This is a genomic window from Streptomyces sp. SCSIO 30461, from assembly GCF_037023745.1.
Classification (GTDB): Bacteria; Actinomycetota; Actinomycetes; order Streptomycetales; family Streptomycetaceae; genus Streptomyces.
Window position 1 is genome coordinate 3,467,581 of the sequence record NZ_CP146101.1, and the last position, 23,656, is coordinate 3,491,236.

20 protein-coding genes and 2 pseudogenes are annotated in these 23,656 nt (G+C 68.6%); 13 read left to right on the top strand and 9 right to left on the bottom strand.

Annotated elements, in window-relative coordinates; all coding sequences use genetic code 11:
• Positions 1-102: 102 nt before the first annotated feature.
• The 3 genes and pseudogenes from V1460_RS15250 to V1460_RS15260 form a co-directional block, all read right to left on the bottom strand.
• Complete coding sequence (locus V1460_RS15250; RefSeq protein ID WP_338674261.1) at positions 103-600, bottom strand: hypothetical protein; 498 nt, start codon at positions 598-600, stop codon at positions 103-105.
• A gap of 565 nt (positions 601-1,165) precedes the next feature.
• The gene (locus V1460_RS15255) at positions 1,166-1,306 is read right to left on the bottom strand and encodes a hypothetical protein (protein WP_338678392.1); all 141 of its coding nucleotides are present in this window, start codon (positions 1,304-1,306) and stop codon (positions 1,166-1,168) included.
• Between the two features lie 650 nt (positions 1,307-1,956).
• Positions 1,957-2,296: pseudogene (locus V1460_RS15260) on the bottom strand (glycosyltransferase family 2 protein); the annotation flags it as partial.
• A gap of 603 nt (positions 2,297-2,899) precedes the next feature.
• On the opposite strand from V1460_RS15260, the gene V1460_RS15265 reads away from it, so the two are divergent.
• Both V1460_RS15265 and V1460_RS15270 read left to right on the top strand, forming a co-directional pair.
• The gene (locus V1460_RS15265) at positions 2,900-3,730 is read left to right on the top strand and encodes a hypothetical protein (RefSeq protein WP_338674262.1); all 831 of its coding nucleotides are present in this window, start codon (positions 2,900-2,902) and stop codon (positions 3,728-3,730) included.
• A gap of 158 nt (positions 3,731-3,888) precedes the next feature.
• Positions 3,889-4,914 carry a serine hydrolase gene (locus V1460_RS15270; RefSeq protein WP_338674263.1) on the top strand — a complete coding sequence of 342 codons (1,026 nt, stop codon included), beginning with the start codon at positions 3,889-3,891 and terminating at the stop codon, positions 4,912-4,914.
• A 129-nt stretch (positions 4,915-5,043) separates the two neighbouring features.
• On the opposite strand, the gene V1460_RS15275 is transcribed toward V1460_RS15270, so the two are convergent.
• Positions 5,044-5,559 carry an IS5 family transposase gene (locus V1460_RS15275; RefSeq protein WP_338674264.1) on the bottom strand — a complete coding sequence of 172 codons (516 nt, stop codon included), beginning with the start codon at positions 5,557-5,559 and terminating at the stop codon, positions 5,044-5,046.
• Between the two features lie 34 nt (positions 5,560-5,593).
• A complete protein-coding gene (locus tag V1460_RS15280) occupies positions 5,594-6,178 on the bottom strand; it encodes a DinB family protein (RefSeq protein WP_338674265.1) in 585 nt (194 codons plus the stop codon).
• Positions 6,179-6,342: 164 nt separating this feature from the next.
• Between V1460_RS15280 and V1460_RS15285 the strand changes: the two genes are divergently transcribed.
• Both V1460_RS15285 and V1460_RS15290 read left to right on the top strand, forming a co-directional pair.
• On the top strand, positions 6,343-6,879 hold the full coding sequence (locus V1460_RS15285; protein ID WP_338674266.1) for an SMI1/KNR4 family protein: 537 nt from the start codon (positions 6,343-6,345) through the stop codon (positions 6,877-6,879).
• A 474-nt stretch (positions 6,880-7,353) separates the two neighbouring features.
• Positions 7,354-8,241, top strand: a complete 888-nt coding sequence (locus V1460_RS15290) for a hypothetical protein (RefSeq protein ID WP_338674267.1) — start codon at positions 7,354-7,356, stop codon at positions 8,239-8,241.
• A gap of 763 nt (positions 8,242-9,004) precedes the next feature.
• Here the strand turns inward: V1460_RS15290 and V1460_RS15295 are convergent.
• Positions 9,005-9,577, bottom strand: coding sequence for a YbhB/YbcL family Raf kinase inhibitor-like protein (locus V1460_RS15295; RefSeq protein ID WP_338674268.1), 573 nt, complete (start codon positions 9,575-9,577; stop codon positions 9,005-9,007).
• Between the two features lie 209 nt (positions 9,578-9,786).
• Between V1460_RS15295 and V1460_RS15300 the strand changes: the two genes are divergently transcribed.
• The 3 genes from V1460_RS15300 (at position 9,787) to V1460_RS15310 (ending at position 12,992) form a co-directional block, all read left to right on the top strand.
• The gene (locus tag V1460_RS15300) at positions 9,787-10,656 is read left to right on the top strand and encodes an SDR family NAD(P)-dependent oxidoreductase (protein ID WP_338674269.1); all 870 of its coding nucleotides are present in this window, start codon (positions 9,787-9,789) and stop codon (positions 10,654-10,656) included.
• 185 nt (positions 10,657-10,841) lie between these two features.
• Entirely contained in the window at positions 10,842-11,249 is a 408-nt protein-coding gene (locus V1460_RS15305) for a hypothetical protein (RefSeq protein ID WP_338674270.1), read from the top strand.
• 159 nt (positions 11,250-11,408) lie between these two features.
• The gene (locus V1460_RS15310) at positions 11,409-12,992 is read left to right on the top strand and encodes an IS1182 family transposase (RefSeq protein ID WP_338674102.1); all 1,584 of its coding nucleotides are present in this window, start codon (positions 11,409-11,411) and stop codon (positions 12,990-12,992) included.
• Positions 12,993-13,642: 650 nt separating this feature from the next.
• Here the strand turns inward: V1460_RS15310 and V1460_RS15315 are convergent.
• Together V1460_RS15315 and V1460_RS15320 are read right to left on the bottom strand one after the other, a co-directional pair.
• On the bottom strand, positions 13,643-14,260 hold the full coding sequence (locus tag V1460_RS15315; protein ID WP_338674271.1) for a TetR family transcriptional regulator: 618 nt from the start codon (positions 14,258-14,260) through the stop codon (positions 13,643-13,645).
• Between the two features lie 588 nt (positions 14,261-14,848).
• Positions 14,849-15,076: a Sua5/YciO/YrdC/YwlC family protein gene (locus V1460_RS15320; protein WP_338674272.1), complete on the bottom strand. Its 228-nt coding sequence runs from the start codon at positions 15,074-15,076 to the stop codon at positions 14,849-14,851.
• A gap of 11 nt (positions 15,077-15,087) precedes the next feature.
• On the opposite strand from V1460_RS15320, the pseudogene V1460_RS15325 reads away from it, so the two are divergent.
• Positions 15,088-15,201 (top strand): annotated as a pseudogene (locus tag V1460_RS15325) (carbonic anhydrase); the annotation flags it as partial.
• A 121-nt stretch (positions 15,202-15,322) separates the two neighbouring features.
• On the opposite strand, the gene V1460_RS15330 reads toward V1460_RS15325, so the two are convergent.
• The gene (locus V1460_RS15330) at positions 15,323-15,754 is read right to left on the bottom strand and encodes a hypothetical protein (RefSeq protein ID WP_338674273.1); all 432 of its coding nucleotides are present in this window, start codon (positions 15,752-15,754) and stop codon (positions 15,323-15,325) included.
• Positions 15,755-16,402: 648 nt separating this feature from the next.
• Here V1460_RS15330 and V1460_RS15335 point away from each other — a divergent pair.
• The 5 genes from V1460_RS15335 (at position 16,403) to V1460_RS15355 (ending at position 23,638) form a co-directional block, all read left to right on the top strand.
• The gene (locus tag V1460_RS15335) at positions 16,403-17,953 is read left to right on the top strand and encodes a carboxylesterase family protein (protein ID WP_338674274.1); all 1,551 of its coding nucleotides are present in this window, start codon (positions 16,403-16,405) and stop codon (positions 17,951-17,953) included.
• 645 nt (positions 17,954-18,598) lie between these two features.
• Positions 18,599-19,969, top strand: coding sequence for a polyprenyl synthetase family protein (locus V1460_RS15340; protein WP_338674275.1), 1,371 nt, complete (start codon positions 18,599-18,601; stop codon positions 19,967-19,969).
• A complete protein-coding gene (gene crtI / locus V1460_RS15345; RefSeq protein WP_338674276.1) occupies positions 19,966-21,573 on the top strand; it encodes a phytoene desaturase family protein in 1,608 nt (535 codons plus the stop codon). The genes V1460_RS15340 and crtI overlap by 4 nt, the downstream gene beginning before the upstream one ends.
• The gene (locus V1460_RS15350) at positions 21,570-22,601 is read left to right on the top strand and encodes a phytoene/squalene synthase family protein (protein WP_338674277.1); all 1,032 of its coding nucleotides are present in this window, start codon (positions 21,570-21,572) and stop codon (positions 22,599-22,601) included. Before crtI ends, V1460_RS15350 begins: the two co-directional genes overlap by 4 nt.
• Entirely contained in the window at positions 22,598-23,638 is a 1,041-nt protein-coding gene (locus V1460_RS15355) for a DUF5914 domain-containing protein (RefSeq protein WP_338674278.1), read from the top strand. The genes V1460_RS15350 and V1460_RS15355 overlap by 4 nt, the downstream gene beginning before the upstream one ends.
• Positions 23,639-23,656 lie beyond the last annotated feature (18 nt).

The following is a 23,656-nucleotide window of genomic DNA, read 5'->3' on the forward strand; positions in this document are numbered from 1 at the left end:
CCTCGTAGGGGCGTCTGCAACGGGAAGCGGCGGTGGAATTCGGCGAGAGCTTGTGTGGCGGCGAGGGGGCTTTGGAACAGCCCTGGGCACGCCGGAGGCACGTCACTCGCCGACTTCCTTGCGGAAGAGGATTGTGTTGTCCACCTTGAGGTCGGAACCCCAGATCAGCTTGGCGCCGGCGTCCCAGTCGACGTCGGCGTATCCCTCTTTCGGCCCGACCTCGTCGGCAGTCCACTCCGTTGCCGACGCCCACGGTGCGCTGTCGAAGTCGGCACTCGTCCAGTTCTCCGGCGTGTCGAGGGTCTCGGACTCGCACGTGGTGGGGTCGTTGCTCTGCTCGCACGCGGTGTTGAGCGGGGCGCGTTGCACGACCAGGGCGGACCAGGAGGAGTCCGTCACTGCGACGACTTCCCCGTTCTCGGTGTTCGTGATCTGTGCGATCAGGCCGCCGTCGCCCATCTGCTGCTTTCCCGTACCGATGTACTCGAGTCCCGAATCCGTCTCCTTGTAGTCCTTCGCCTCGATCGCGACCGTGAACGGAGCCGTGGCCGTGAACGTGAACGTCTCGGAATTGAAGGAGCGTTCGGTCGTGATCGGCACCGAGTCCTCTCCGACCGGTGAACCATCGACATGGACCGCCATCCAGTTGTCAGCCCAGACTTCGATTTGGTAGGTGGTTTCCGATCCGTCTGCCTGATCCACTCCTTGTGAATCGGCTCCCGCCGTGCAGGCGGCAGCCGAAGAAGAGAACAGGAGACACAGAACGGCAGCACGGATTCGATACATCGGAAGTTACCTCACCGGTAGGTGGAGCATGGACTGGCCGGCCGCCTCGACCGCGTGGCAGGAAGGCCGGTCACGCGGCCGAGAGCCCCCGCTCGGTCGCCCTTCGGTTCGTTCACGCCGTACTTGGCCGCCGGCGTCATCCGGAACGTACGTATGGACGGCCGTCCCAGGCAACAGAGAGACCACAAGGCACAGGAAAGCCATAAGAAACACAGGAGGATCTGACCCTGCACCCACCGTGCGACGGTCGGCCCTGGAACGAAGGAATGAGCAGAGACACCCGCCGACCTGGAATGACGGGAGTTCCTGCGCCAGCATCAGTCCCACGAAGCAAGGCACCTCGCCAAGCGAGGGTGAGCCCTCTCCGACCTCAGTTCGATCAGGTCGGAGCCAGGGCGAGGACTACTCGAACGACGTGGGTGACGCGGGTGGTGCCGCATCGCGGCTTCCGCAGGAGGCGCCAGGTCTTCAGTGCGTACGCGCCGCGGACCTCATGGCGGGCGGGCAGGCCCTTGGCCATGCCCTCGACGAGGGGGAGCCGAACCCTTCGCTGCCCAGGGCGAGGAGGACGCCGGCCTGTTCGTACCGGTGCAGGACGCCGCGGATCACCTCCTGACCGTCGACCGGCCCGATCCGAGGGTCACTGACGGTCAGGCCGTACGCCCGGGCGGTCTGGAAGCGTGACCTGGTGACGCGTCGCGCCTCCGGGTATCCCTCGAAGGCCGGTTGCCAGGGGGCGATCGCCTCGGAGACGTGCTCGCGGCAGCACCGCGCCCACAATCGAAGTCGTCACGCCCTCGCCGACCGGGCGGCCGGTCCACGGGTACAGCTCGGGGTCGACACCCTCGGGATCACTCCGAGGGGAACGGTCACGCCGTTGGGGCGGCACACGTCAACTTCGAAGCGGGCCGGTACGACGACCGCGCGGGCGCGGTTCAGCCTGCGGGGCCAGTCGGCGGGCAGTTCGCTCGACTCCCACGTGCTGTGCACGAAGTGCCCGGTCCCCGCGTAGGGCCCCAGCCCAGGCTCGGCGGCCGGACGACGAGACCACACCGTGCGCCCCGCGTCCCCGCCCCCTACGGCATCACATGATCAAACCGGACGATCCAGGCACTCGCCGGGGCCTTGCCGGTGACCCGCTCGGCGGGTATGCGGCCATCCGCCGGATGGAGAACGAGGTCTCCTCGTGTGTGAAGAAGAACGCGGCCGGCCAGCCGCCGGTCTGCTCCAGCATCGGCATCGACAGCGCCTGCCCGCCGCCCAGGAACGTCGTCACCAGGCTTCGCCGCATCGGGTCCTTGGCTCGCAGGCGGGGCACGTGACGCCGCTGGGTCGTGCCGGTCTCATCCGCGATTCGGAAACTGACGATGCCCAGACGAGTGTCCGCCTCGTACAGGTCGGCGATCCGCCGGAACACGCCTGTCTCGATCAGCAGCCCGTCGTCGTCCAGGTCCACGAGCACGTCCACGTCACCGAACGCGCGCAGCCGCCGCCAGGCGACGTTGCGGCGACGTGCTGAGCTCGGCGAAGCCAAAGAGGTCACCCCAGATTGAACCCACGCCTGCACGTCCTGAACAGAAGAAGTGCCAGACCTGCCCGCGAAGCGAACCCAGCATCGGTCGGAGCAGCCAGGATGGCTGCTCCGACCGATCTCGTTTGGGTTAGTAATCCGAAGCCCTTTCGGGCTCACCCCGTCGGAGTGAAAATCGGGTGGGGGCGTCCGGCTGACGTCGTGCCGTCTTGGCGCGTTCGGAGCCCGAGGGTTAGGCGGGGCGATTCGCGAGCCGAAGTCGGTAACGCCGCGTGAGGCCCGGACGGTCTTGACGGACCCGCGCAGGAACACCGTTCGCCGCCGCGGTCTCACCCGCCCAGAGCAATGCCGGGTGCGGTGCGCGACGCAACTCGGTCTGCTTGTGTGCAGAGGTCTCTCCGCGATTGTCCGTTCACGACCGGCACGGGGATCGCCCTGCACCGGGAACCGTCGTCCGTCGCACACCAAGGCAGGTAGCGCATGATGTCCTCCCGAGACTCCACAAGCCGGCGCCTACGATGTCGGGCTCTCCGGCGCCGGTCCGGGCATCTGGTCCGCGGGCTTGCCGGAGCGTCCCTGGCCATGGGGCTGGTGGCCGCTCCACACGCGGTGGCCGGTCCGGTCGCGGAGGGCGACGGACGCAACCCCGCTGTCTACATCGCCGACACGTTTAACGACCGAGTGGTGAAGGTCCGCCCGGTCGGGGACAGGCAGCGCACGGTGGCTGGTCGTGGACTGGATTTGCCCTACGGAGTGGCGGTCGACCGGCACGGCACGCTCTACATTGCCGACACTCGCCACGACCGCGTGGTGAAGAGGTACGGGGGCTCCAGCACCACTGTCGGCACGGGCCTCGACTCCCCCTACGGGGTCGCGGTCGACCACGACGGAAACGTCTACATTGCCGACACCGGTCATCAGCGCGTCGTCAAGGTCGCCCCCGGCGGCATGCAGACCACGGTGATCGACCAGGGGATCACCAGCCCCACCGCGATCGCACCGGCCCCCGACGGATCGCTGTTCGTCAACGACCCCTACAACAACCGCGTCATCAAGGTGCCGCCGCACGGGGGACAGTTCACGACCGTGCCGGTCGACGGACTGGCCGATCCCGCGGGACTGGCCCTTTGCAGGGACGGCAGCCTGATCGTGGCGGACCCCTACAACGGTACGGTGCACAAAGTCGCCCCCAACGGCGGCCCCCAGAGCACCGTGGGCGCCGGCCTGCAGTTCCCCACCGGCGTAGCCGTCACCCGGGCCTGCGACGTCTTCATCGTGGACTTCAACCAGAGCCGGGTCTTCCGGGTCGATGCCTACACGGGCTCCCAGACCACGATTGGCAACCGACTGTGGGCCCCCTACTCACTCGCCCTCGGCCCCGACCGGCGTGAAGTGGCCACCGGGGGCAAGTGACGCACCACGGACCCAGCCGCCCTTTCCGGACCCGGGCCAAACCCAAGGTCCGCAAGGGCGGGTCTCTCAGGGGCCGCACCGACGCCCTCCGACAGCCACTTCCACGCCCTGGCCCGCTCGGCGGCCGAGGCGCCCGCGTCCACGAAGGATGAACTGGCATGCCGCCCCCCCGCCTCACCCGCACCGCCACGGCGCTGCTGGCGACCGTAGCCGCGCTGCTCGCCACACCAACCCACGCAGCCCCTCCCGATAAGCACGTTCTCCGATACTGCACGGCACGCGAGCACCCGAAACTGGCCAACCGCCTCAACCGGGACATCGCTCGCGCCGTCCAGGGACGCAAATCCACCCTGTCCTTCGCCGTCTGGGACTCCGGGACCGGCCTGAGATGCGCTTTTCGGCCCGACGCGCACTACGACTCGGCCAGCATCGTGAAGGTCACCATCATGACCGCCACCCTGCTCAGGGCCCAAGAGGAAGGCCGCCCGCTGACGCCGTGGGAGAGGTACAACCTCCGGCTCATGATCACGGAGTCGGACAACACGGCCGCCGCCAACCTCTACGACAGCCTGGGCATGCCATTCCTCCAGTACACCCTGCGCCGCTGCGGCATGTTCGACACGTTTCTGAACCCCGGCATCGGTGAGTGGGGCCTGACTCAGGTGACCGCCCACGACGAGATGAAGCAACTCGACGTGTACACCGTCAACGACACGGTGCTCTCGCCGAAGAACCAGGCCTACGGCCTCCGGCTGATGAACGAGGTGGTGCCCGCACAGCGCTGGGGCACGCCCTTCGGCGCTCCCCCCGGAGTCGTCGTCCACGTCAAGAACGGATGGCTCCAGCGTGTTACCGAGGCCTGGAGGGTCCACAGCCTGGGCATCTTCACCAGCCGCGAGCGGTCCGTTCCCCTGCCGGCCGGCCAGGGGCCGCACCACCACGCCTGCGGGGACAAGGCACCCGGACAGAGGCTGTACCAGATGGCGATCCTCACCGACCAGGACCCTTCGATGTCGTACGGCATCGGAACCATCCAGCGGATCGCCTGGCACGTCCATCGCGACCTGAACGACTACTACGAGGCGACGGGAGGGCCTGTGCCGGAGTACCTGCCCGACTTCGAGGCCGACGAGGTGGGTGACGGGTCCTACCCGCGCCGGACGGCGGAGTCCCCGGACAGCTGAACGGCGGTCCGGCGCCTGCGCACGGACTTCCCCTCCCCGGCGGCAGGGGCGGCACCGCAGGCCTGGAGTACGCCTCGATCCTCCTCGAAGCGGGCGAGTCCATCGTCAGGCTCGCCCGGTGGCCCCGGGTCACCCAACGAGGATGAGCGGCTTGAGGGCGAGGCTGTCGTGCATGTTCGCACCTGACACGGCGACGGCGAGGGGGATGCCCTGGGCATCGGACAGTACGCGCAGCTTGCTGCCCTTCTTGCCGCGGTCGACCGGGTTTGGCCCGGTCAGCGATCCCCCTTTCGGCGAGAACGGAGGCCGCGTCGACGATCGCCGAGATCCAGTCCACCTCGCCCGGGCCCCGAGTTCGTCCAGCACCGCCCGATGTAGCCGACGCCACAGGCCGGCCTCGGTCCATACGTTGAAGCGGTGATGCGCGGTGGCGGAGGACGTGCCGAACGTCGGCGGCAGATGCCGCCAGGCACAGCCGCTGGTCAGCACGTACACCACTGCGGTGAACACAGCCCGCTCGTCACGCGGAGCGGTCCCGCCACCTTGCGGTCGAACCGCGAACGGCGGCAGTAACGGGGCAACCAGCTCCCAGAGTTCATCAGGAACCAGACGCTTCGACAGATCAGCACTCACGGCGGGCATCATGCCGCTCGAACATCAAGTCACGTGGGACAGCCTTCTATGCCTTGACTGTTGCGGCCGATCTGGCGGCCTGCTCGATCTTCGCGCGGTAGGCGGTGCGGGCGCCCTCATCGATCTGCATCTCGTGTTCGGGGCGCATCCCGGTTCGGCCGTCGACGCCTTCACGAAGGATGTCGGCGTGCCCGGCATGCCGGTTGATCTCGCCGAGGACGTGGACCAGGATGGCGAACAGGTTCGTGTTGGGATAAGGCTCCGGCCACCACGGCACGTGACCGGGGGCGTCGAGGGCAAGCTCGTCGATCGTCGCGTCTGAGTGTTCCCACGTGCGCCGGTAGGACTCGATGATCTGATCGCGCGCCTCGTCCTCAGCTACCCATAGATCGCTGCCGTCGTGGTCCTGCCACCGGGGCAGCGGTTCCGGGGACGGCCGGTCGAAGACCTCGCCGAAGTACCTGGCCTCGACGCTGGCCACGTGTTTGACCAGGCCGAGGAGGTTGGTCCCGGTCACTGTCAAAGGTCGGCGGGCGTCGTACTCGGACAGGCCGTCGAGTTTCCAGAGCAGCGCCTTGCGGTCCCGCCGCAGTCTCCCGTGCAGGCTGTTCTTCGCGAATTCATCGATCATGCGGCATGAGCCTGCCATGGGCTACTCGTGGCCTCAAGATCCCGCACGTGGACCACGACGACCGGCAGAGCCGAAGCCTGGCCGTGGCCACCGCCCTGAGCTTCTTGTAGCTGGTCAGGGCAGCCGTGAGCGCGGCCTCCCCCGGTACGCGAAGGGAACCTCGCATGTCCCATCCCGCTGTTGCCCGCCTGCGCGAGCTGCTGCCGCCGCCCGACTCTGGCTGCGACCCTGTGGATTGGGAAAGGACCAAGCGAACGACGCGCCTAGCGTTCCCGGCCGACTATCGCGAGTTCGTGGAGTCGTACGGCGGCGGCGAGATCGACGAGTACCTGTCCATCGGCACGCCACCGGTGCCCGGCTCGGCGTACGGGGATCTCCTGGACAAGGTAGATCCCTCCCTCTCGGACCGGGACCGTGCAGAGTTGGGCGCCCTCTTGCCGGGAGGCCCGCTGCCGCCACTCCTGCCCTTCGCGGACTCGGCGAGCGGCGATGTCGCGTTCTGGCTGCGCGCGGGCGCTCCCGACGACTGGCGGGTGGCCGTTTTTCGGAGGCAGACGCCCTACGGGATGAACCGCTGGAGTGTGTTCGACGGTGGCATGGCGTCGTTCTGCGTGGCGGTGCTGACCGGCGAGGTGAACCCGTTCAGCGAACGGCTGTCGGCGGGGGACCGGCATGAGTTCATGAGTTGGCGGGGGGTGTAGGGGTCGGGTCCGTATTCCAGCCGGATTTTCACCGTCTGACCTGGGCCGATCCTGGACGGCAAGGCTCGCACACCCGCGCTGCTGCTACTGCTGCGTCGCGTTCTTCAACGGACACGGCGGGCGCCGGATACGCGACGACAGCGCGGGGTCCGTCATCGGGAAGATATGGATCCCTACGGGCTGTCCCGTTGGCTTTCCGGGGCAGATCGACGAAGTCGCCGTCTACGCCCAGGCCCTTACCGCAGCGGCCGCCTGGTCATGGCTGACGAATCGAGGGCAACGAGGCCAGTTCCTCATAGGTGGGCAACGGATCGGCAGCAGACATAGCCCCGATGATCAACGAACCAAGGCCCAAGACCAAACCGCTCGGCGAGATCACCTATCCAGTTACCGTGACTACTGCTCGACCACGCTACGCTGCGTAGCGGTCCAGCCAACATACCGCGCCCAAGATCGACACCCAGGAGTGACCTTGTGAGTAATTTGGATCTCTACCGCTCGTCGCGCCGCACCCATGCGGCGAAGGCACAGTTCTATCGCTGGTTTCAGCTATACGAGCGACTTCACGAGCGGTCGTGCCTCGTCGATCGGGTAGAGCGCCAACTACAGATCTTCGCTGACCGTTTCGAGATCGAGGCCGCCGACGGGCGCGCGATTACAACTCGTGACGCCTATCGCGATGGTGTCGACTCCTATAGCCCCACCGAGCGCCACGCCCACCACGTTAGCAGCGTGACGGTCACTGAACTGGGCACCGACCGGCTGAAGCTGGATGCTCAGGCGACGTACCAGCGCATCGATGCATCCGGTGAAACTACGGGCGCGCAAATCAGGTACGAGGGCGAGCTGATCGGTTCAGTAGATTTCGAGCCTCTGTTCACCCGGCTGGCGATGAAAGTGGCGGAGCGCACCCAGGGCAGCGAGTTCATCGACGCCTACCCGACCAACAGGGCGCTGTCCGTCGTCCATCGCTTCCTCTACCTGGTTGACGCGCCGGAGCATGGTGTCTACGGATTCGATGAGATCCTTGCACCCGACGGGGAACTCGACCTCGTACTCGCCTTCAGGGAGGTCCGCGACAGACGGGAGCTGGCCCAATGGCTGCGCGAATCGTCCCAGCTTGTGGCCACGGGGACGAGCCAACACAGCGTCGAGAACTTGCATGTCGTATCTGCTCAGGACGACCTGTACACCATCGGCATGGACTTCGACTGGCACGGCAATACTCGGGCCGACGACCTCATGACTGCTCGCCTCCGCTATGAGTGGACTCTGCAGGACACTGGGGAGCGGTACTGCCGAATCGTGCGGGCGCGCAGCACGCCGCTGCCGGTCACGCCCGCCGCTGAGCAGGGCTTTTGAGGCTCTCCCGCCGGATGTGTGGGTGCCCTGACCTGCCCTGATACGGGAAACACGCCGTCTCCTGTGATTCTTGAGGTCTCTAGGCTCAAGTTGGATCAAGCAGGAAAACGGCGTGTCCCTCTTCAGCCGAGCACACGCTCAACACCTTGCGGTCGTTCGTGTGGTGGCGGGTGGTTAACATGATCACATATCGGCGACGCATGACGTGGACCGCCCTGCGGGAGCAATGCTCAGGTGAGGTTGATCCCGGGGAGTGGACACCGGGTTTCATGCGACGAGTGTCAGCGTAGGTCGCGTCCCGCGAGGTGGTGCAAGCGATCACACGCTCCGCCCTCCGGTACCTGACTCGCGACGATCTCCCCCGTCAGCGCATCACGCGAAAGTACCCGGTCAGACGCCGGGAGTGCCCCAGCCGGTCGAAGCGCCCGGCGTGACCTGCGAGTTCCGGTCCGTTGATCGGCTGCACCACCCGGCGGGACGCCATCGTCCGCAGCCGCACCAACTCCTCGGTGCCCGTCTCCGGGCCCCGGTCGCCGCCCGCATCGTAGCCAGCCGGCTCGTCGGCCTTGACGCACCCAACTGCGCAGCGTCTCTCCCGTCACGCCCACATCAGCCGCCACCGCCGCATAGGTGCGCTGCCCGCCACCCGCCCGGAACAAGGAGACGGCGTCCCTACGAAACCGGGCGAATCGAATCGTATGAGGAACTCCTCATGGGGTGGTGGGCGCCCCCGGGGCCGCGCGTCGGTGCTGGGCCGCTGTGCTCAGCGGGAGTAGATGCCGTCGAGGCGGCCGCGCGCGAGAGCCGGGCCGCCCACCGCGTCGAGCACGTCCCGGGGCCGGGACGCTTCCAGGTTCGCCCGGCCCGGGACCGAGGTGATGGCAGTACGCAGTGCGAAGAGCTGGAAGGCGTATCGGTGTTCGCCGTGTCCCTTGGGGGGCTGAGGTCCAAGGTAGCCACGGCCCATGCCGGGGCGCAGCACGTGGATGCCTTCGACCGCGGCGTCCGCGCTCAGGGCGCCTGGAGCCAGTTCCTGCCGTGCTGGGGAGATCAGGGCCAGGCAGTGGACGAACGGTCTGCTGGTGGGGGCGTCGGGGTCCTCGACGACCAGGAGGAGTTGCGCTGCCTCCTGTGGGGTGCCGGTCCAGGTGAGGGCCGGGGAGAGGTTCCGTCCTCCTGCGCGGCGGCCGGCGTGGACGGCGGGGATCGCTTGACCGTGCGCGAAGTCGGCACTGCGCAGGTCCAGTGTGTCCGGGCCGGACAGGTTGGGGTGGTACCAGGCCAGGCGCGATTCACCTGCGCGCTTGTTCTTCAGAAGCGTTCCCAGAGTCAGCATGCCGCCGTCCCTTTCGCCGGTGGTGCGGGTGTGTCGCCGGATGCGGGTCGGTCCGGGGGTGCGTCCCGGGTTGCGGTCGAACACCGCTTGCATCCGTGAGTCATCATATCTAGAGTGACACCGAGTTTCATCCATGAAACGCAAATTCAACATCGAGTCGTGGCTGCATCGGCTGGTGCGATGCACGAAGAGTTCCGTAGGAGTGCACGATGAACGACAGCAAGAGGACCGACTTCACCGGTCGCACGGTGGTGGTCACCGGTGCGAGTTCGGGGATCGGCGCCGCGGCGGCACGGCGCTTCGCCGCACTCGGGGCGACGGTCGCCGTCGTCGGCCGATCGCACCAGAAGACCAGCGCCGTCGCCGCACAGATCGGCGCCGAGGCCCACCTGGTGGACTACGGGCGACTGGACGACGTGCGCCGCCTGGCCGGGGAACTCCTTGCCCGTTATCCGCGGATCGACGTCCTGGCCAACAACGCGGGGGGATTCTTCACCAGCCGCAAGGCGAGCGCCGACGGCCACGAGCTGACCTTCCAGGTCAACCACCTGGCGCCGTTCCTGCTGACGAACCTGCTGCTGGACCGCATCGCGGAGGCACCGAACGGCTCCCGAGTGGTGAACACCGCCAGCGTGGAGTACCGCAAGGGGCACCTGGATCTGGATGACCTCGACCGTATGCGCGGCCGCTACCGCTGGCGGGAGGCGTACGCGGCCGCCAAGCTCGCCACCGTCGTCTTCACCGGAGAACTCGCCCGCCGATCACAGGGCAGGGGCGTGACCGCCTCGTCCTTCCACCCCGGCTCCGTCGCCAGCGACGTCGCCCGGGACAACGCCATGATGCGGGCGTTCATGGGCACGCGCCTGGTCAAGGCCATGATGGCCACGCCCGAGCAGGGCGCCGAGCCGCTGCTGCACCTGGCCGGCACGCCGAACGCCCTCGCCGTCAACGGCGCCTACTTCGACCGCCTCGAACGCGAGGAGCCCCGCAACGCACAGGCCACCGACCCGGAGCTGGCCCGACGCCTGTGGGACCGCTCGGCGGAACTGACCGGCCTTGCAGCCACCGCCCTCGGGTGACGGAGGTCCGAGGCACGCACTACTCGCTCAAGCCCGGCCTGGCGTACGAGGACGCCGGGCCGGCGGCCGGCCAACATCCCGGTGACAGTCCAACCGCCCGCCTTCGGCATGCCGCCGGCCCCTTCCCGGCCGATCACCACTGACGTCTTCTCGGCAACAACGCAATGGCTGCGGAACGTGCTGTCATGCAGGGCGGCGAGACGATGACCTCACATCGGACAGAAGTGAGGCCCCCTGGCAAGAACGGATCTGCCGAGATCACGTTCGGTACGAACCAGAGGCTTCACGTATCGGCCAGTATCGCCTACACGGCCGTGCTCGATGCCCGCGGCGCGACCGTCGAGCACCTCTCGAAGCTGCCGCGCGGGCATAGCGAGCACCTGCGCCGCACCCACGGCCTCGTCTACGCCCTGAGCCGGCTCGCCGCCGCGCCGGGCATCCCCGCCCTGACCGACCTCGGCTACGAGAACATCGGAAACGGGTTCCGCCACCCGGTCAGGATGCCCGAATGCGGCGAACTCGCCGAGCAGAGGCGTTCAGCGCCGCTATCCGAGGCGTCCACGCCATCGCTGAGCGCGCCAACGCCCTGCTGAAGGTCTCCTTCAAGGCCCCGCGTCGAGTCAGCCTCGACCCCGCAGCCATCATCCGGATCGCCCTAGGTGACTGGTGTTAATCGTGTGAGCTCGCGCTGGGTCTTCGTCCTGTGTCAGGCTGCGGGGTGTTGGTCGCTGGGTGTGGGGAGAGGTTGAGCGATGGCAGTGGGCCGGACTCCGATGCAGCCGGGGTTGCTCTCCTCCACAGTGGGTTTCTGCGAGGGTCGGCTGGCGCCGAACTCGATCTACGCGGTGCTGCACCGCGAGTGCCGGGCGTTGTTCCCCGATGAGATGTTCGCCGATCTGTTCGCCGAGGACGGCCGCAGGTCGGTGCCGCCGATGATCGTGGCGGTCGTGATGGTCCTGCAGCGTCTGGAGGGTTTGTCCGATCGCGAGGCGGTCGAGCGGTTCGCGTTCGATGTGCGCTGGAAGTACGCCGCCGGCGGGCTGGACTTCGACCATCCGGGGTTCGTGCACACCGTGCTGGTCGACATGCGGGCGAGGCTTGCCGCTTCCGCCCGGCCGAACCGGATCTTCGAGCGGACGGTAGAGGTTGCTGCACAGGCCGGACTGGTCGGCCGCAGGAGGGTGCTGGACTCGGCACCGATCTATGACGCGGTGGCCACGCAGGACACCATCACGCTGATCCGTTCGGCCATCCGCGGCCTGCTGCGGGCGGCCGATCACGTGCTGCGGGCCGAGCTGCGGGCGGTGATCTCCAGCGGGGACGCCTACACCAGCACGGACAAGCCGGTCATCGACTGGACGGACGCGGCCGAGCGGGAAGCCCTCATCGATTCGCGGGCCCGTGACGGGTTCGCGCTGCTGACCGTGCTGGACGGCCGGGCCGTGCCCGGGGATGTGGGCCAGGCCGCGCGGTTGCTGGCCACCGTGCTGGGCCAGGACCTGGAGCAGGACGGGGGCGTCTTCAAGATCGCCCGCAAGGTGGCCGCGGACCGGGTCATCTCCACGGTTGATCCCGAGGCCCGGCACGGCCACAAGACCGTCCGCCGGTCCTTCGACGGTTACAAGGGTCATGTGGCCGAGGAACCCGACAGCGAGGTCATCACCGCGACCGAGGTCACGGCGGGCAACGCCGGCGATGCCGAGCCCGCCGCCGACCTGCTCGCCGACGTTCTCCAACCACCTGCCGCCGAGCAGGCAGACCAGGCGCGGGCCGAAGTCTACGGCGACGCCGCTTACGGGACCGGGCCGCTGCTGGCCGAGCTGGACGACGCGGGCGCCCGGGTGATGGTCAAGGTGCAGGCGGCCAACGCGCCCGGTGGGCGGTTCTCCAAGGACGCCTTCACCATCGATCTGGAGGCAGGGCAGGTCACCTGCCCGAACCAGGTGACCGCCGCGATCCGCCCGAAGTCTGATGGCGGTGGGACGGCCTGCTTCAAGACCGCCTGCGCCGCCTGCCCCCTTGCGGCGCAGTGCACTACCGCCAGGAACGGACGCGTCATCACCATCGGCCCTCACGAAGAACACCTGGCCCGGGGCCGGGCTCGCAGTGCGGACCCCGTCTGGCTGGCCGCCTACCGGGCCACCCGCCCCAAGGTCGAACGCAAGATCGCCCACCTGATGCGGCGGCGACACGGCGGACGCCGCGCCCGGGTGCGGGGCCGGGCCAAGATCGCCGCCGACTTCTCCTTGCTGGCCGCCGCCGTCAACGTCGCGCGGCTCGGCGTGCTCGGAATCATGTCCACAGGCAGTGACAAGTGGGCGGTCGCCGCCGGCTGACCGTCCCGAGGGCGCCCTGGACCATGCAAACGACCCGCACGCGGCCGTGCCAAGCCCTCAACAGCCCCCACGACGGCCACGAACCGCCCACACGCCGCCCGACCACCAGCCAGCAACCACGACCCTGACACCCCCAACGGCGACACCGCACGCCCAGGACGACCCGCTTAACACCAGTCACCTAGGGCGTGTTGCGAAAGCAGCTCCGTCCGCCCGCAGGGCGGGGCCTGCGGCGTCTGGTGCGTGCGATCGCAAGGCGGAGGATCATCCTCGTACTGGACGTACGTGGATGACTCCGACAACGCAGCGAGCGTGTGTGCCAGGCGTCGCGGGTCAGGAGGGACTTTCGCAACATGCCCTAGCTCGCCCTCGTCCTGCTCCGACTCGAGCAGGGCCGCGCGACCTAAGCCAAGATCAGAAACCGTCACGAGACGTTGCCGAGAGAGGTTCACTGATCGCCGAACCGGTCGGCACACCGCGGAGAGCCCGCCTCCGACTCACCAGTGGACCCGCCGCACAGACGACCCGAAGGGCCGTCGCGGTCAGCCGCGAGGGAGTTCGTGGCGTCGTGGCGTCGGTGAAGCCGGTGCACCGACGGCTCGCGGGTGCGGACCCCAGCCGTCCGTGAGGCCCGGGCCGGGCGATGCCGGTCACGGTGAGAGGGCCGCGAAGGCTTCGTCGAGCAGCGCGATGAGGTCGAGACTGCCGTCCGACGCGGTCCAGTGGTCGACGGCGATGTTCAGGCAGTCCAGCGCCGCGGCAGCTCTCACCGACAGCGCGAGCGCCGAGGACCCGGAGGAACCCGCCCTCTCGGCGAGGGCCTGCTGCAGCAGCGGGTGCCACGTGCGCTGCCGCTCCAACTGGCGCGCGCACAGGGCAGGGGTTTCCCGGACGAGGCCGGCCAGCGCCAGCGCCCCCTCCGGATCCTGGCGGTAAGGTCCGACCACCACGTCCATCGCGGACCGCAGCGCGCTCCAGTCGTCCTCGTCGGCCGGGCAGGCCCGCAGGGCCGCGGCGATCCGTTCGCCATGCGCGTCGAACGCACTGAGCGCCGCGTCCTCCTTGGTACCGAAGTAGCGCAGGAACGTGCTGCGGGACACTCCCGCAGCAGCGGCCAGGTCGTTCACCGTGACGTTGTCGAAGCCCTTCAGCCGGAACAGGCCGAAGGCGACCTCCGCCAACTCGGCACGCACGGCCGCCCGGGCGATATCCCTCGTGTTCGTACGCGGCGCTCCGCTCACCGGGCGTCCCCACCTTCCGTTCGGCATCCACTCCACGATACTCAGTCCCATATATCGAGCCCAATGCCGAATGTAAAATCAATGCTCACAGGCGAACCTCACCGACGTCAGCGTCGGCGCCCGCCGCGCCCTCGCCTTCAACCTCTCCCGCCGTCGGAGACTCACAGCGCAGGACCACCAGGCGGCTCGGGCCAGTGCGGTGGCGGTGCCGGTCCCCAGGGACCGGATGGGGCGCCTACACATCGAGCCGACGAACCGGGGACCGCCACCTCGGCGGCCTCCTTCACCGCAGTGCCGGCGAAGGAGGCATGCAGACAGACGCCCACCCGGTGCCCCGGCTCCTGCCCTGGCTCGACTTCGGCGACGGCCCTCTCTGGCCCGACGAGGACGGCCCTCGCACGCGGCGCGGAGTGCGACAGGTGCCCGGACCCGGCCGGTCGAGGGGATCGCGAGCGGGCACCCCCGCACCGCTTCGAGGCCCTCGCGCGTCACCCCGCCCGGTCGAAGGATGCTCGGCGCATCGCCCGTGGCGCCGCCGCTGGGGGACGCGACACCGACCTCGCAGGGTCCGCCGTCCGGCACGAAGCCGACAGCGTCGCTGAGCTCCGCACATGGTCAGCTGTCGTGGGGCTGACCGAGCCGCAGCACTTGACGGACGAAGCGACGGTACCGCCGGCCGAAGGCCGACAGCAGCACGAGCGCGACGGGGTTGTCGGGCACGCGCACCGCCGCCGTCTTCAGGCCGCCGGTCGCTTCGAGAGGTCCCCGGGGGCCGCGCCGCAGGACCAGCGTGAGGGGCCCCGGCCAGAGGCGTTCAGTCAGCAGACGGGCGGTCGCGGGCATCCTGAATCGCCGCGGTGCTGTTCGGTCGCTCCGATTCCCGGCCGGCCGCCGAGATCAACTTCGACCGGGGACTGGGCGATCTGCCCGTGGTCCGCACGGCCGGGCACGTGGTCGGTTCGGAAGTGTTCCGGATCAGCACCTTGAGTTCCGCGTCCCGCACGGTACGGGCGCACGGGGCGGCCAGACGCTTCTGGTGGGCCTGGCAGGTGGAAGGGGCGATCATGCAGTCGTACTCGGTGAGCGTTTTCAGATCGACTCGCCCCCGCCGAAGCGGTCCCGGTGCTCTGCGATGATCACGCCACAGCCGGGGATCTCCAGCAGTGACGGCGCCGGCTTCTCGACCGGCTTGGGCAGCCGGGCCTCCATCGCGTTGATCTGCGCGGTCAGCCGACCGTACTCCTCGACCAGATCGCGGGCGATCTCGGCCACCACACCGTCGTGATCGACGAGTGCTTCAGTGAGCGCGTCGAACACGCACAACTCGCCTGATATCCCGGGACGGGACGGGACGGGAAGCTCCGGGTCGATCTCGTGCGGGAACCAGCGCAATTTGTTCGCCGCCGCGGTGCGCGACCGTGCCAGGCGCCGGCGGTGATCGGCCAGGAGCTCCACATCTCTGGCCGGCCCTGCCAGAGACGCACGGGGCAGGCCGGGCTCCCGCAGCGCGACGCGGGCCACCGTCTCTCGGCGTCGATCGGGCCGGACCTGCCCCGCTCGCGTGCCGACCGGCGTGCTCCGGCCATCAGCCGAGTGCGCACCCGCACTACCTCGTGGCCGGCCAGTAGCAGGTCGACCTCGAACCGGCGGGTGAGGGTGACGGCAGTCCTCGATGGCGAGCAGGACCTGCCCGAACTGGCCGATCCACTTGATCCCCCTTGCGTGACCAGCCGGAGTCGCGGCGACGGTCACTTCGTCCGACCGGCGTCCCAGCAGGTCGACCGCGACCAGCGTATGCGTCCTCTTGTGGCCGTCGATGCCGATGACGGAGCGCATGCTCCAGGAGCTGATCGAGGCCGAGGCGAGGCCGAGGCGAGCTCGAGGATTGGTCCAGTCGACATCAAGAAGCTCGGACGCATCCCCGGCCGAGGATGTCGGATGGCGCATGCGTGACGTGGGCACCGATGCTGCCCACGCCTCCAAACGCACTGGTCCGGCCAAGGCCTCAGTCGGCGAAAGGACACCAAACATCACACTAAGCAATGAACCGTTCCTGCATGTGACGCATCCGGTACATCTGCGATGCCCTGGCCTGTCCACCGGTCCAGGGTCGCCGTGCAGGGCGGCCGGCCCTCCTAGGCGTTCCACAAACCCGGTCCAAGGAGTCAAGTGTCCGAGCAGAATACGGTCGAAGCCGAGACGGCCTACGGCAGGGTCTCGGGACTGGCCGGAGACGGCTGTGTCCGCTTCCTGGGCATCCCCTACGCCGCCGCGCCCGCCGGTGACCTCCTGTTCGCCGCCCCCGTACCGCCGAGGCCATGGTCTGGAGTACGCGCCGCCCACAGCCTGGGTCCCACCGCACCCAAGCCGCCATTGGGCGGCCGGTTGGGTGAGATCACCTCCGATCCGGACATCGAGGGCGAGGAGTGGTTGAACCTGAATGTCTGGACACCCGACCCCGCCGGGTCCGGTATGCCGGTCCTGGTGTGGATCCACGGCGGCGGGTTCACCACCGGCTCGTCGGCCGTGCCCACCTACGACGGCGCCGCATTCGCCCGTGACGGACTTGTGTGCGTGAGCTTCAACTACCGGCTCGGCGTGTACGGCTTCGGCTATCTGCCCGACGCGCCCGCACCCGCCAACCGCGGCCTTCTGGACCAGATCGCCGCGCTGAACTGGGTGCGGGAGAACATCGCCAACTTCGGCGGTGACCCGGGCAACGTCACGGTGGCCGGGGAGTCCGCCGGTGCGATGAGCGTCCTCGCGCTCCTCTCCCGCGAGGACGGTCTGTTCCACAGGGCGATCGTGCAGAGCGGCACCGCTCACCTCGGCCAGACTCCCGCCGATGCGGCCAAGGTCCTCGCGGCCGTCGCCGACGAACTCGGCGTCGAGCCCACGGTCGAAGTCCTGGCCGGTGTCGACACCGAAGAACTGCTCAAGGCGCAGAACGAAGTGAGCGCGGACGTCAGTCAGGCCCCGGACACCGCCAAGTACGGTGCAAGCACCATGGCCTCCTGTGGTCTGTCGTTCATGCCCGTCGTCGACGGCGACGTGCTGCCCCGGCGCCCCATCGACGCCATCGCCGACGGAGCGGGTAGCGACATCCCCCTGCTGATGGGCACCACCACCGAGGAGTTCCGCCTCTTCGTAGTCACCACCATCCTGGTCGGCTGGAATCTTCCCATCCTGTACGACAAGCATCTCAACGCCTACAGCGTCCCTGACGGCTCATGGGACGAGTACAAGAAGGGCGACACCACCGCCTACCCCCGTAACGCCGCCTCCGGCGTGGCTTGCGCGCTCTTGAGCGACCGCATGTTCCGCATCCCCACGTACCGCATCGCCGAAGCCCGCATCGTCGACAGCGCTGCCCCCACCCATCTGTACGAATTCGGCTGGCGCTCCCCCGTCACCCCCAACAACCTGCACGTCAAGATCGGCGCCTGCCACAGCGTCGACCTGCCCTTCGCCTGGAACACCCTCGCCCTGCCCGACAGCATGAAACTCACCGGCCCCAACCCGCCCCAGGCACTGGCGACCGCACTCCACCAGGCCTGGGCCGACTTCGCCAAGACCGGACAGGTCTCCTGGGCCGCCTACGACACGGTCAGACGACCCGTCATGACCTACGCCCGTGACAACAGCACCACCAACACCGTCGTAGAAGACCCCCGCAAAACCGAACGCGAATGGTGGCACGGCCACCCCGCCACCAACTGACCCGAACACACCAAGGCAATCCCGTAATCCCGGCACGCCCGCGCCTAGATTCTCGGAGGCTCCTGCCCGGACGGCGTTGCAGCCACGGCCAGCAAGATCATCGAAGCGCTCCGCGAAGCCCTCGGCGTGCAGGCTGACGAAGGAGCGAGATCCATCAAGGAAGCGAACCCGGGTGAGGCGAGTGTGCAGGATCTCACCGGCGTATGCCTCGCCCGTAGCTGCTTCTCAGCAGTGGTGCGCAGCGGCTGTTCGTAACACTTCGCCGCTGACCTTGGGCTTGCTCGCTGTTCCGGGGCTCGGAATCCAGACGGGATGACCAAGGTATGACCGAAGCCGGGATGACGCCGTGTGACGGATGCCAGTGGCGCGGTCACCATGCTCCAGGCCAGGGAGGTATGTTCCGGACGACGATCAGGGGAGTGCCCCAGGTGAGCGTACGAGGCGGCCGTGAGCTCTGCTGAGTCCCGGCTGCGGCAATCGGGCGGAATACGTGCGCACGCGGCTCGAATGCCGGAGCAGCCCATCCCGGCGTGGTCGACTGGCTACCACCGGAATCACGCGTCGCGGAGGCGCCGTAGGCGAGGCCGGGGGCCGTCTCTCCGCGCAAGAGCGAGTGGCAGCCGCAGACCGACGCGGAGGAGCGACATGGACGGGCTTGGGGAACCGGCGTGCACCCCCGTCTCACCCCTGCTCAACGCCGAGGCGGACTGTCTCCTCTGCAAGGAGATCGACGACGACGTAGCCGCGGCGGTGAGGAGACAACTCACCGTCCTGCTCGAACCCAGGGTGTCAGCCGCCGGTGTGCTTGACAGTGTGTTCGCTTCGGACATCGGTGAGCCGCTAGCCCTGTTCACGTTGGATGGCGGCCGGTGCATGCGGCCTCAGTTCTTGTGGTGGGCCATGCGGGCGTGCGGGGGCGGGGATCGGCACATCCCTGTCGCACTTCGTCTGGGCGCGGCCCTGGAGCTCATCCAGAGCTGTGCCCTGCTGCATGACGATGTGATGGACGGATCAATGCGCCGCAGAGGCAAGCCGTCGTTCCAGGCTCGGCTGGCCGCACGCCACGCCGACTCCGCGGCCGTTGAAGCCGGCACGATGACCTTCGCGTCTTCCGCCGCGGTCCTGGCCGGAGATCTCGCACTCGCCTGGGCGGACGACATCGTCGCGGAGACACATTGCGACGAAGCGGTCCGGCTTCGCGTGCTGGAGCACTGGCGAGCCATGCGTACCGAGATGGTCGCGGGGCAGTATCTGGACTTGCATGGGCAGACGACACGGTCGCGCTCCGTCGCCCAGGCACTGCGCACTGCCCGTCTCAAGACAGCGCAATACACCGTCGCGCGGCCCCTTTCCTTCGGTGCTGCTGTCGCGTGCGCCGACGCACGGACGACTCGGCAGCTCTACGCGGCGGGCCAGTATGCCGGCACCGCCTTCCAGCTTCGCGACGACATCGAGGGCGTCTTCGGTGATCCGGCGACCACGGGCAAGCCGTCCGGCGACGATGTCCGTGCCGGAAAGCTCACCTACCTCGTCGCCGTGGCACAGACCCGAGCCGAGGCCGGCCATGACCGAGCCACGCTGTCGCTACTTGAGACCGCGCTCGGGAACGCGGAGCTGACCGAGGACGGACTGCGTAAGGTGCGCGAAGTCCTGATCGAGACCGGTGCCGTGGACATCGTCGAGCAACGGATCGAATGGCTGCTGGAGGCCTGTCACCGCCGGCTGTCCGCTGCCGTCCTCTCCTCCGCAGGCGCGCGGCAGTTGCGCACCCTCTTCGCGCGGGCAGCTGCCCCGGTGACTCCTACCGAGCCGACTGAAACACCGGCGCAGGCGTCTGGCGTCCGGCGCGGCTTGCGCGCGCCCCGCGGCGTAGGCGCGCAGGCCACCGAGCCGGCCTGTAGTCCTCATCGCTCATCATGGCCGACCCCGAACACCCCACCTGTGCGGGTCTTGGCGGCGAACCCGGTAGGCCGGACGCGGTGCTCACTGGCACCCTCCGACGGGTGCCACCCATGAGGACCGTTCAGGGCCGCACCGACCATGTCGTAGTGGTCGGAGCCGGGCTCGCCGGGCTGTCGGCAGCACTGCATCTCCTCGGCGCGGGCCGCCGCGTCACCGTCGTCGAACGTGATCTTCACCCCGGCGGCCGTGCCGGGCGCATCGAGCGCGGTGGCTACCACTTCGACACCGGCCCGACCGTCATCACCATGCCCGACCTCCTTGCCGACACCTTCGCTGCGGTTGGCGACTCGATGGAGGCGAGGCTGGAACTCGTTCCGCTGCATCCCGCCTACCGGGCAGCTTTCGCCGACGGCAGCACCCTGGATGTGCACACCCGGCCCGACGCCATGGAGGTGGAGGTCGAGCGGTTCGCCGGCGCACGGGATGCGCTCGGCTACCGCCGTCTGCGCCGCTGGCTGGAGAATCTGTATAGAGCCCAGATGGGGCGCTTCATCGACACCAACTTCGACTCCCCGCTTCAGCTGCTCGCTCCCGACCTCGCCCGGCTCGCCGCCCTCGGCGGTTTCGGCCGCCTCGACGCCCGCATCGGGCGCTTCGTCCGTGACGAACGGCTCCGCCGAGTTTTCTCCTTCCAGTCCCTGTACGCCGGTCTGTCACCATCCCGCGCCCTCGCCGCCTATGCAGTCATCGCGTACATGGACACCGTCGCCGGAGTCCACTTCCCCAAGGGCGGCGTTCATGCCGTACCGCGCGCCATGGCGAACGCCGCGGCGGATGCCGGAGCAACCTTCCACTACGGCCACGCAGTCACCAAGCTCGAACGCACAGGTGAGCGCATCACCGCTGTCGTCACCGACCGGGAACGGCTGCCGTGCGACGCCGTCGTTCTCACCCCGGACCTGCCGGTCACCTACCGGCTCCTCGGACGCCGCCCACAGCGGCTCCGCGCCCTGCGCCACTCGCCGTCCGCCGTCGTGCTGCACGCGGGAACCGACCGGACCTGGTCCGGACTGGCCCACCACACCATCTCGTTCGGTGCCGCCTGGGCGAACACCTTCCGAGAGCTGACGCGCACCGGCCGGCTGATGACGGACCCCTCGCTCCTCATCACCCGACCCACCACCACCGACCCGTCCCTCGCGCCGCCCGGCCGCCATGTCCACTACGTTTTGGCACCCTGCCCCAACACGGACATCGGCCCCAACACGGCCATGTGGCAGGACCTCGGCCCCCGCTACCGGCAGAACCTCCTGACCGAGCTCGACCGCCGGGGCCTCAACGGCATCGCCGCATCGATCGAGCAGGAATGCCTGGTCACACCCGCCGACTGGGCCAGGCAAGACCACGCGGCGGGCACCCCGTTCTCCGTGGCGCACACCTTCTCCCAGACCGGGCCCTTCCGTCCGCGGAACGTTGTCAACGGCACGGAGAACGCCGTACTCGCCGGCTGCGGCACCACACCCGGCGTGGGCGTGCCTACGGTGCTGATCTCCGGGAAACTCGCCGCGGCCCGCATCGTCGGTGGACACCGGCCCGCGACGCGTCCACCGATGCGGGCGAACACCGCCAGAAGCACCGCCGAGCCCGTGCCGGCAGCCGCCGTTACCGGCACTCCCCAAGGCGAGGTCCTTCGCGCCAGCAGAAGCGGGACGCCATGACGCGCAGGGAACTCAACGCTGCCGGCATCACCGACCCCACCCTGCGCGCCGCGTATGCCACCTGCCGACAACTCAATGCCCGTCACGGCCGGACCTACTTCCTCGCCACCCGGCTGCTCCCGATCGAGCGGCGCCCCGCTGTCCACGCCCTCTACGGATTCGCCCGCTGGGCCGACGACATCGTCGACGACCTCAGCACACACACGTCAGCAACTCTCCGGCGGTCGGCGTTGCAGCGGCTCTCAGAAGACCTCGAAGCCGGACTTCGTGCCATCCGCAGCCCCGAACCGGTTGTCCACGCACTGGCCGACACCGCCCGCCGGTACGGCATCGAGCACAGCCATTTCACCGACTTCCTGGCGTCCATGCGCAGCGATCTGGAGGTCACGGACTACGCCGACTACAACGCCCTGCGGCGCTACATGCACGGATCCGCCGCCGTCATCGGACTGCAGATGCTGCCTGTCCTGGGCACCGTCGTCCCTCGCGCGGAAGCCGCACCGTACGCCGCCGCCCTCGGGGTGGCCTTCCAGCTGACCAACTTCGTACGCGACGTGGGCGAGGACCTGGACCGCGGACGCGTCTACCTCCCCGCCGATCTGCTGGACGCGCACAACGTGGACCGGGACCTGCTGCTGTGGAGCCGCACCACAGGCCGGGAGGACCCCCGCGTCACCGCGGCACTCAAGGACGCCATCCACCTCACGCGGGGTGTGTACCGCGAGGCAGCGCCGGGACTGCACATGCTTCATCCGGCGTCGAGACCCTGTATCCGCACCGCTTTCATCCTGTACGGCGGCATCCTGGATGCGATCGCCGAAGACGGCTACGCCTGTGTCCACCGCCGCGCCGCCGTCGCACCGACGCGCCGGGTGGCGATCGCCCTCGATGGGCTTGCCCGGGTGACAGCCGCTCGGTGGACCAGCCGCCGCGCCGTACGAGGCGCTCATTCGCCATGTGCCTACCCGACCCATCCCCGCTCACCTGCAGGCTACGAATCGGAGCCCCAGGAGGAGACGGCCGTATGAAGCGTCGCTTCAAGCAGGGTGGCGAACGAGGCCGCGACCGCATCCCGCTGCGGTTTCGCCGCACCCCCACGGCGTGGGAACAACAGCGCCCCACCTGGCAGGACGCCCGCCCCGCACTCATCGACAGTGCACTGAAGAGAGCTCTCGCCCGCCCGTCCGGGAACTGGTACGTCCTCGGCGACACCAAGGCCGTCCGCCCGGGCGCCCCGTACGGCCGGACCATCGCGGGAGTCGAGGTGGTCGCCTGGCGCGACAACGAGGGACGGCTCATCGCCGGCCCCGGCGCCTGCCCTCACCTCGGCGCGCCACTGCGGGACAGCCGCGTGAGCTGCGGAACGCTGATCTGCCACTGGCATGGAATGGCCCTGAACGGTGCACCCTTCGCAGGATGGGAGCCTTTCCCCGCTCACGATGACGGAGTGCTCGCGTGGGTGCGGCTGGACGCAATCGGTGGGGAACAACCCCTGGACCGCCCCATCCTTCCGGAACGGCCTTCGCTCGATGCGTCGGTCGCCGCCATCTACACCACCATCGGCGTGTGCGAACCGGAAGACGTGGTCGCCAACCGGCTCGACCCCTGGCACGGTGCCTGGTTCCACCCGTACTCCTTCGTCGATCTCACCGTGGTCCAAGCGCCGGCTACGAGCCCGGAAACGGATGCCGGGGGAGCCCCCGACGCCTTCGCGGTCCAGGTGTCGTTCAAAGTGGCGAGTCGGCTTGTCGTCCCGGTCACTGCGGCCTTCACCGCGCCGGAACCCCGCACGGTTGTCATGCACATCACGGACGGTGAGGGGAAGGGGTCGGTCGTTGAGGCGCACGCCACTCCCCTCGGATCTGACCTGCTCGGTCGGCCGAGCACGATGGTCGTCGAAGCGGTGATTGCCTCATCCGACCGACCCGGCTTCACCGCGGCCCGCGCCACCGCACCCTTCCTCCGCCCCTTGCTGAGGGCCGTGTCGGCCCGTCTCTGGCGCGACGACCTCGCATACGCGGAGCGTCGTTGGCAACTGCGCGGTAAGGGCTGCCTCCCGAACTGACTGGAAGGGGCGGGGCCG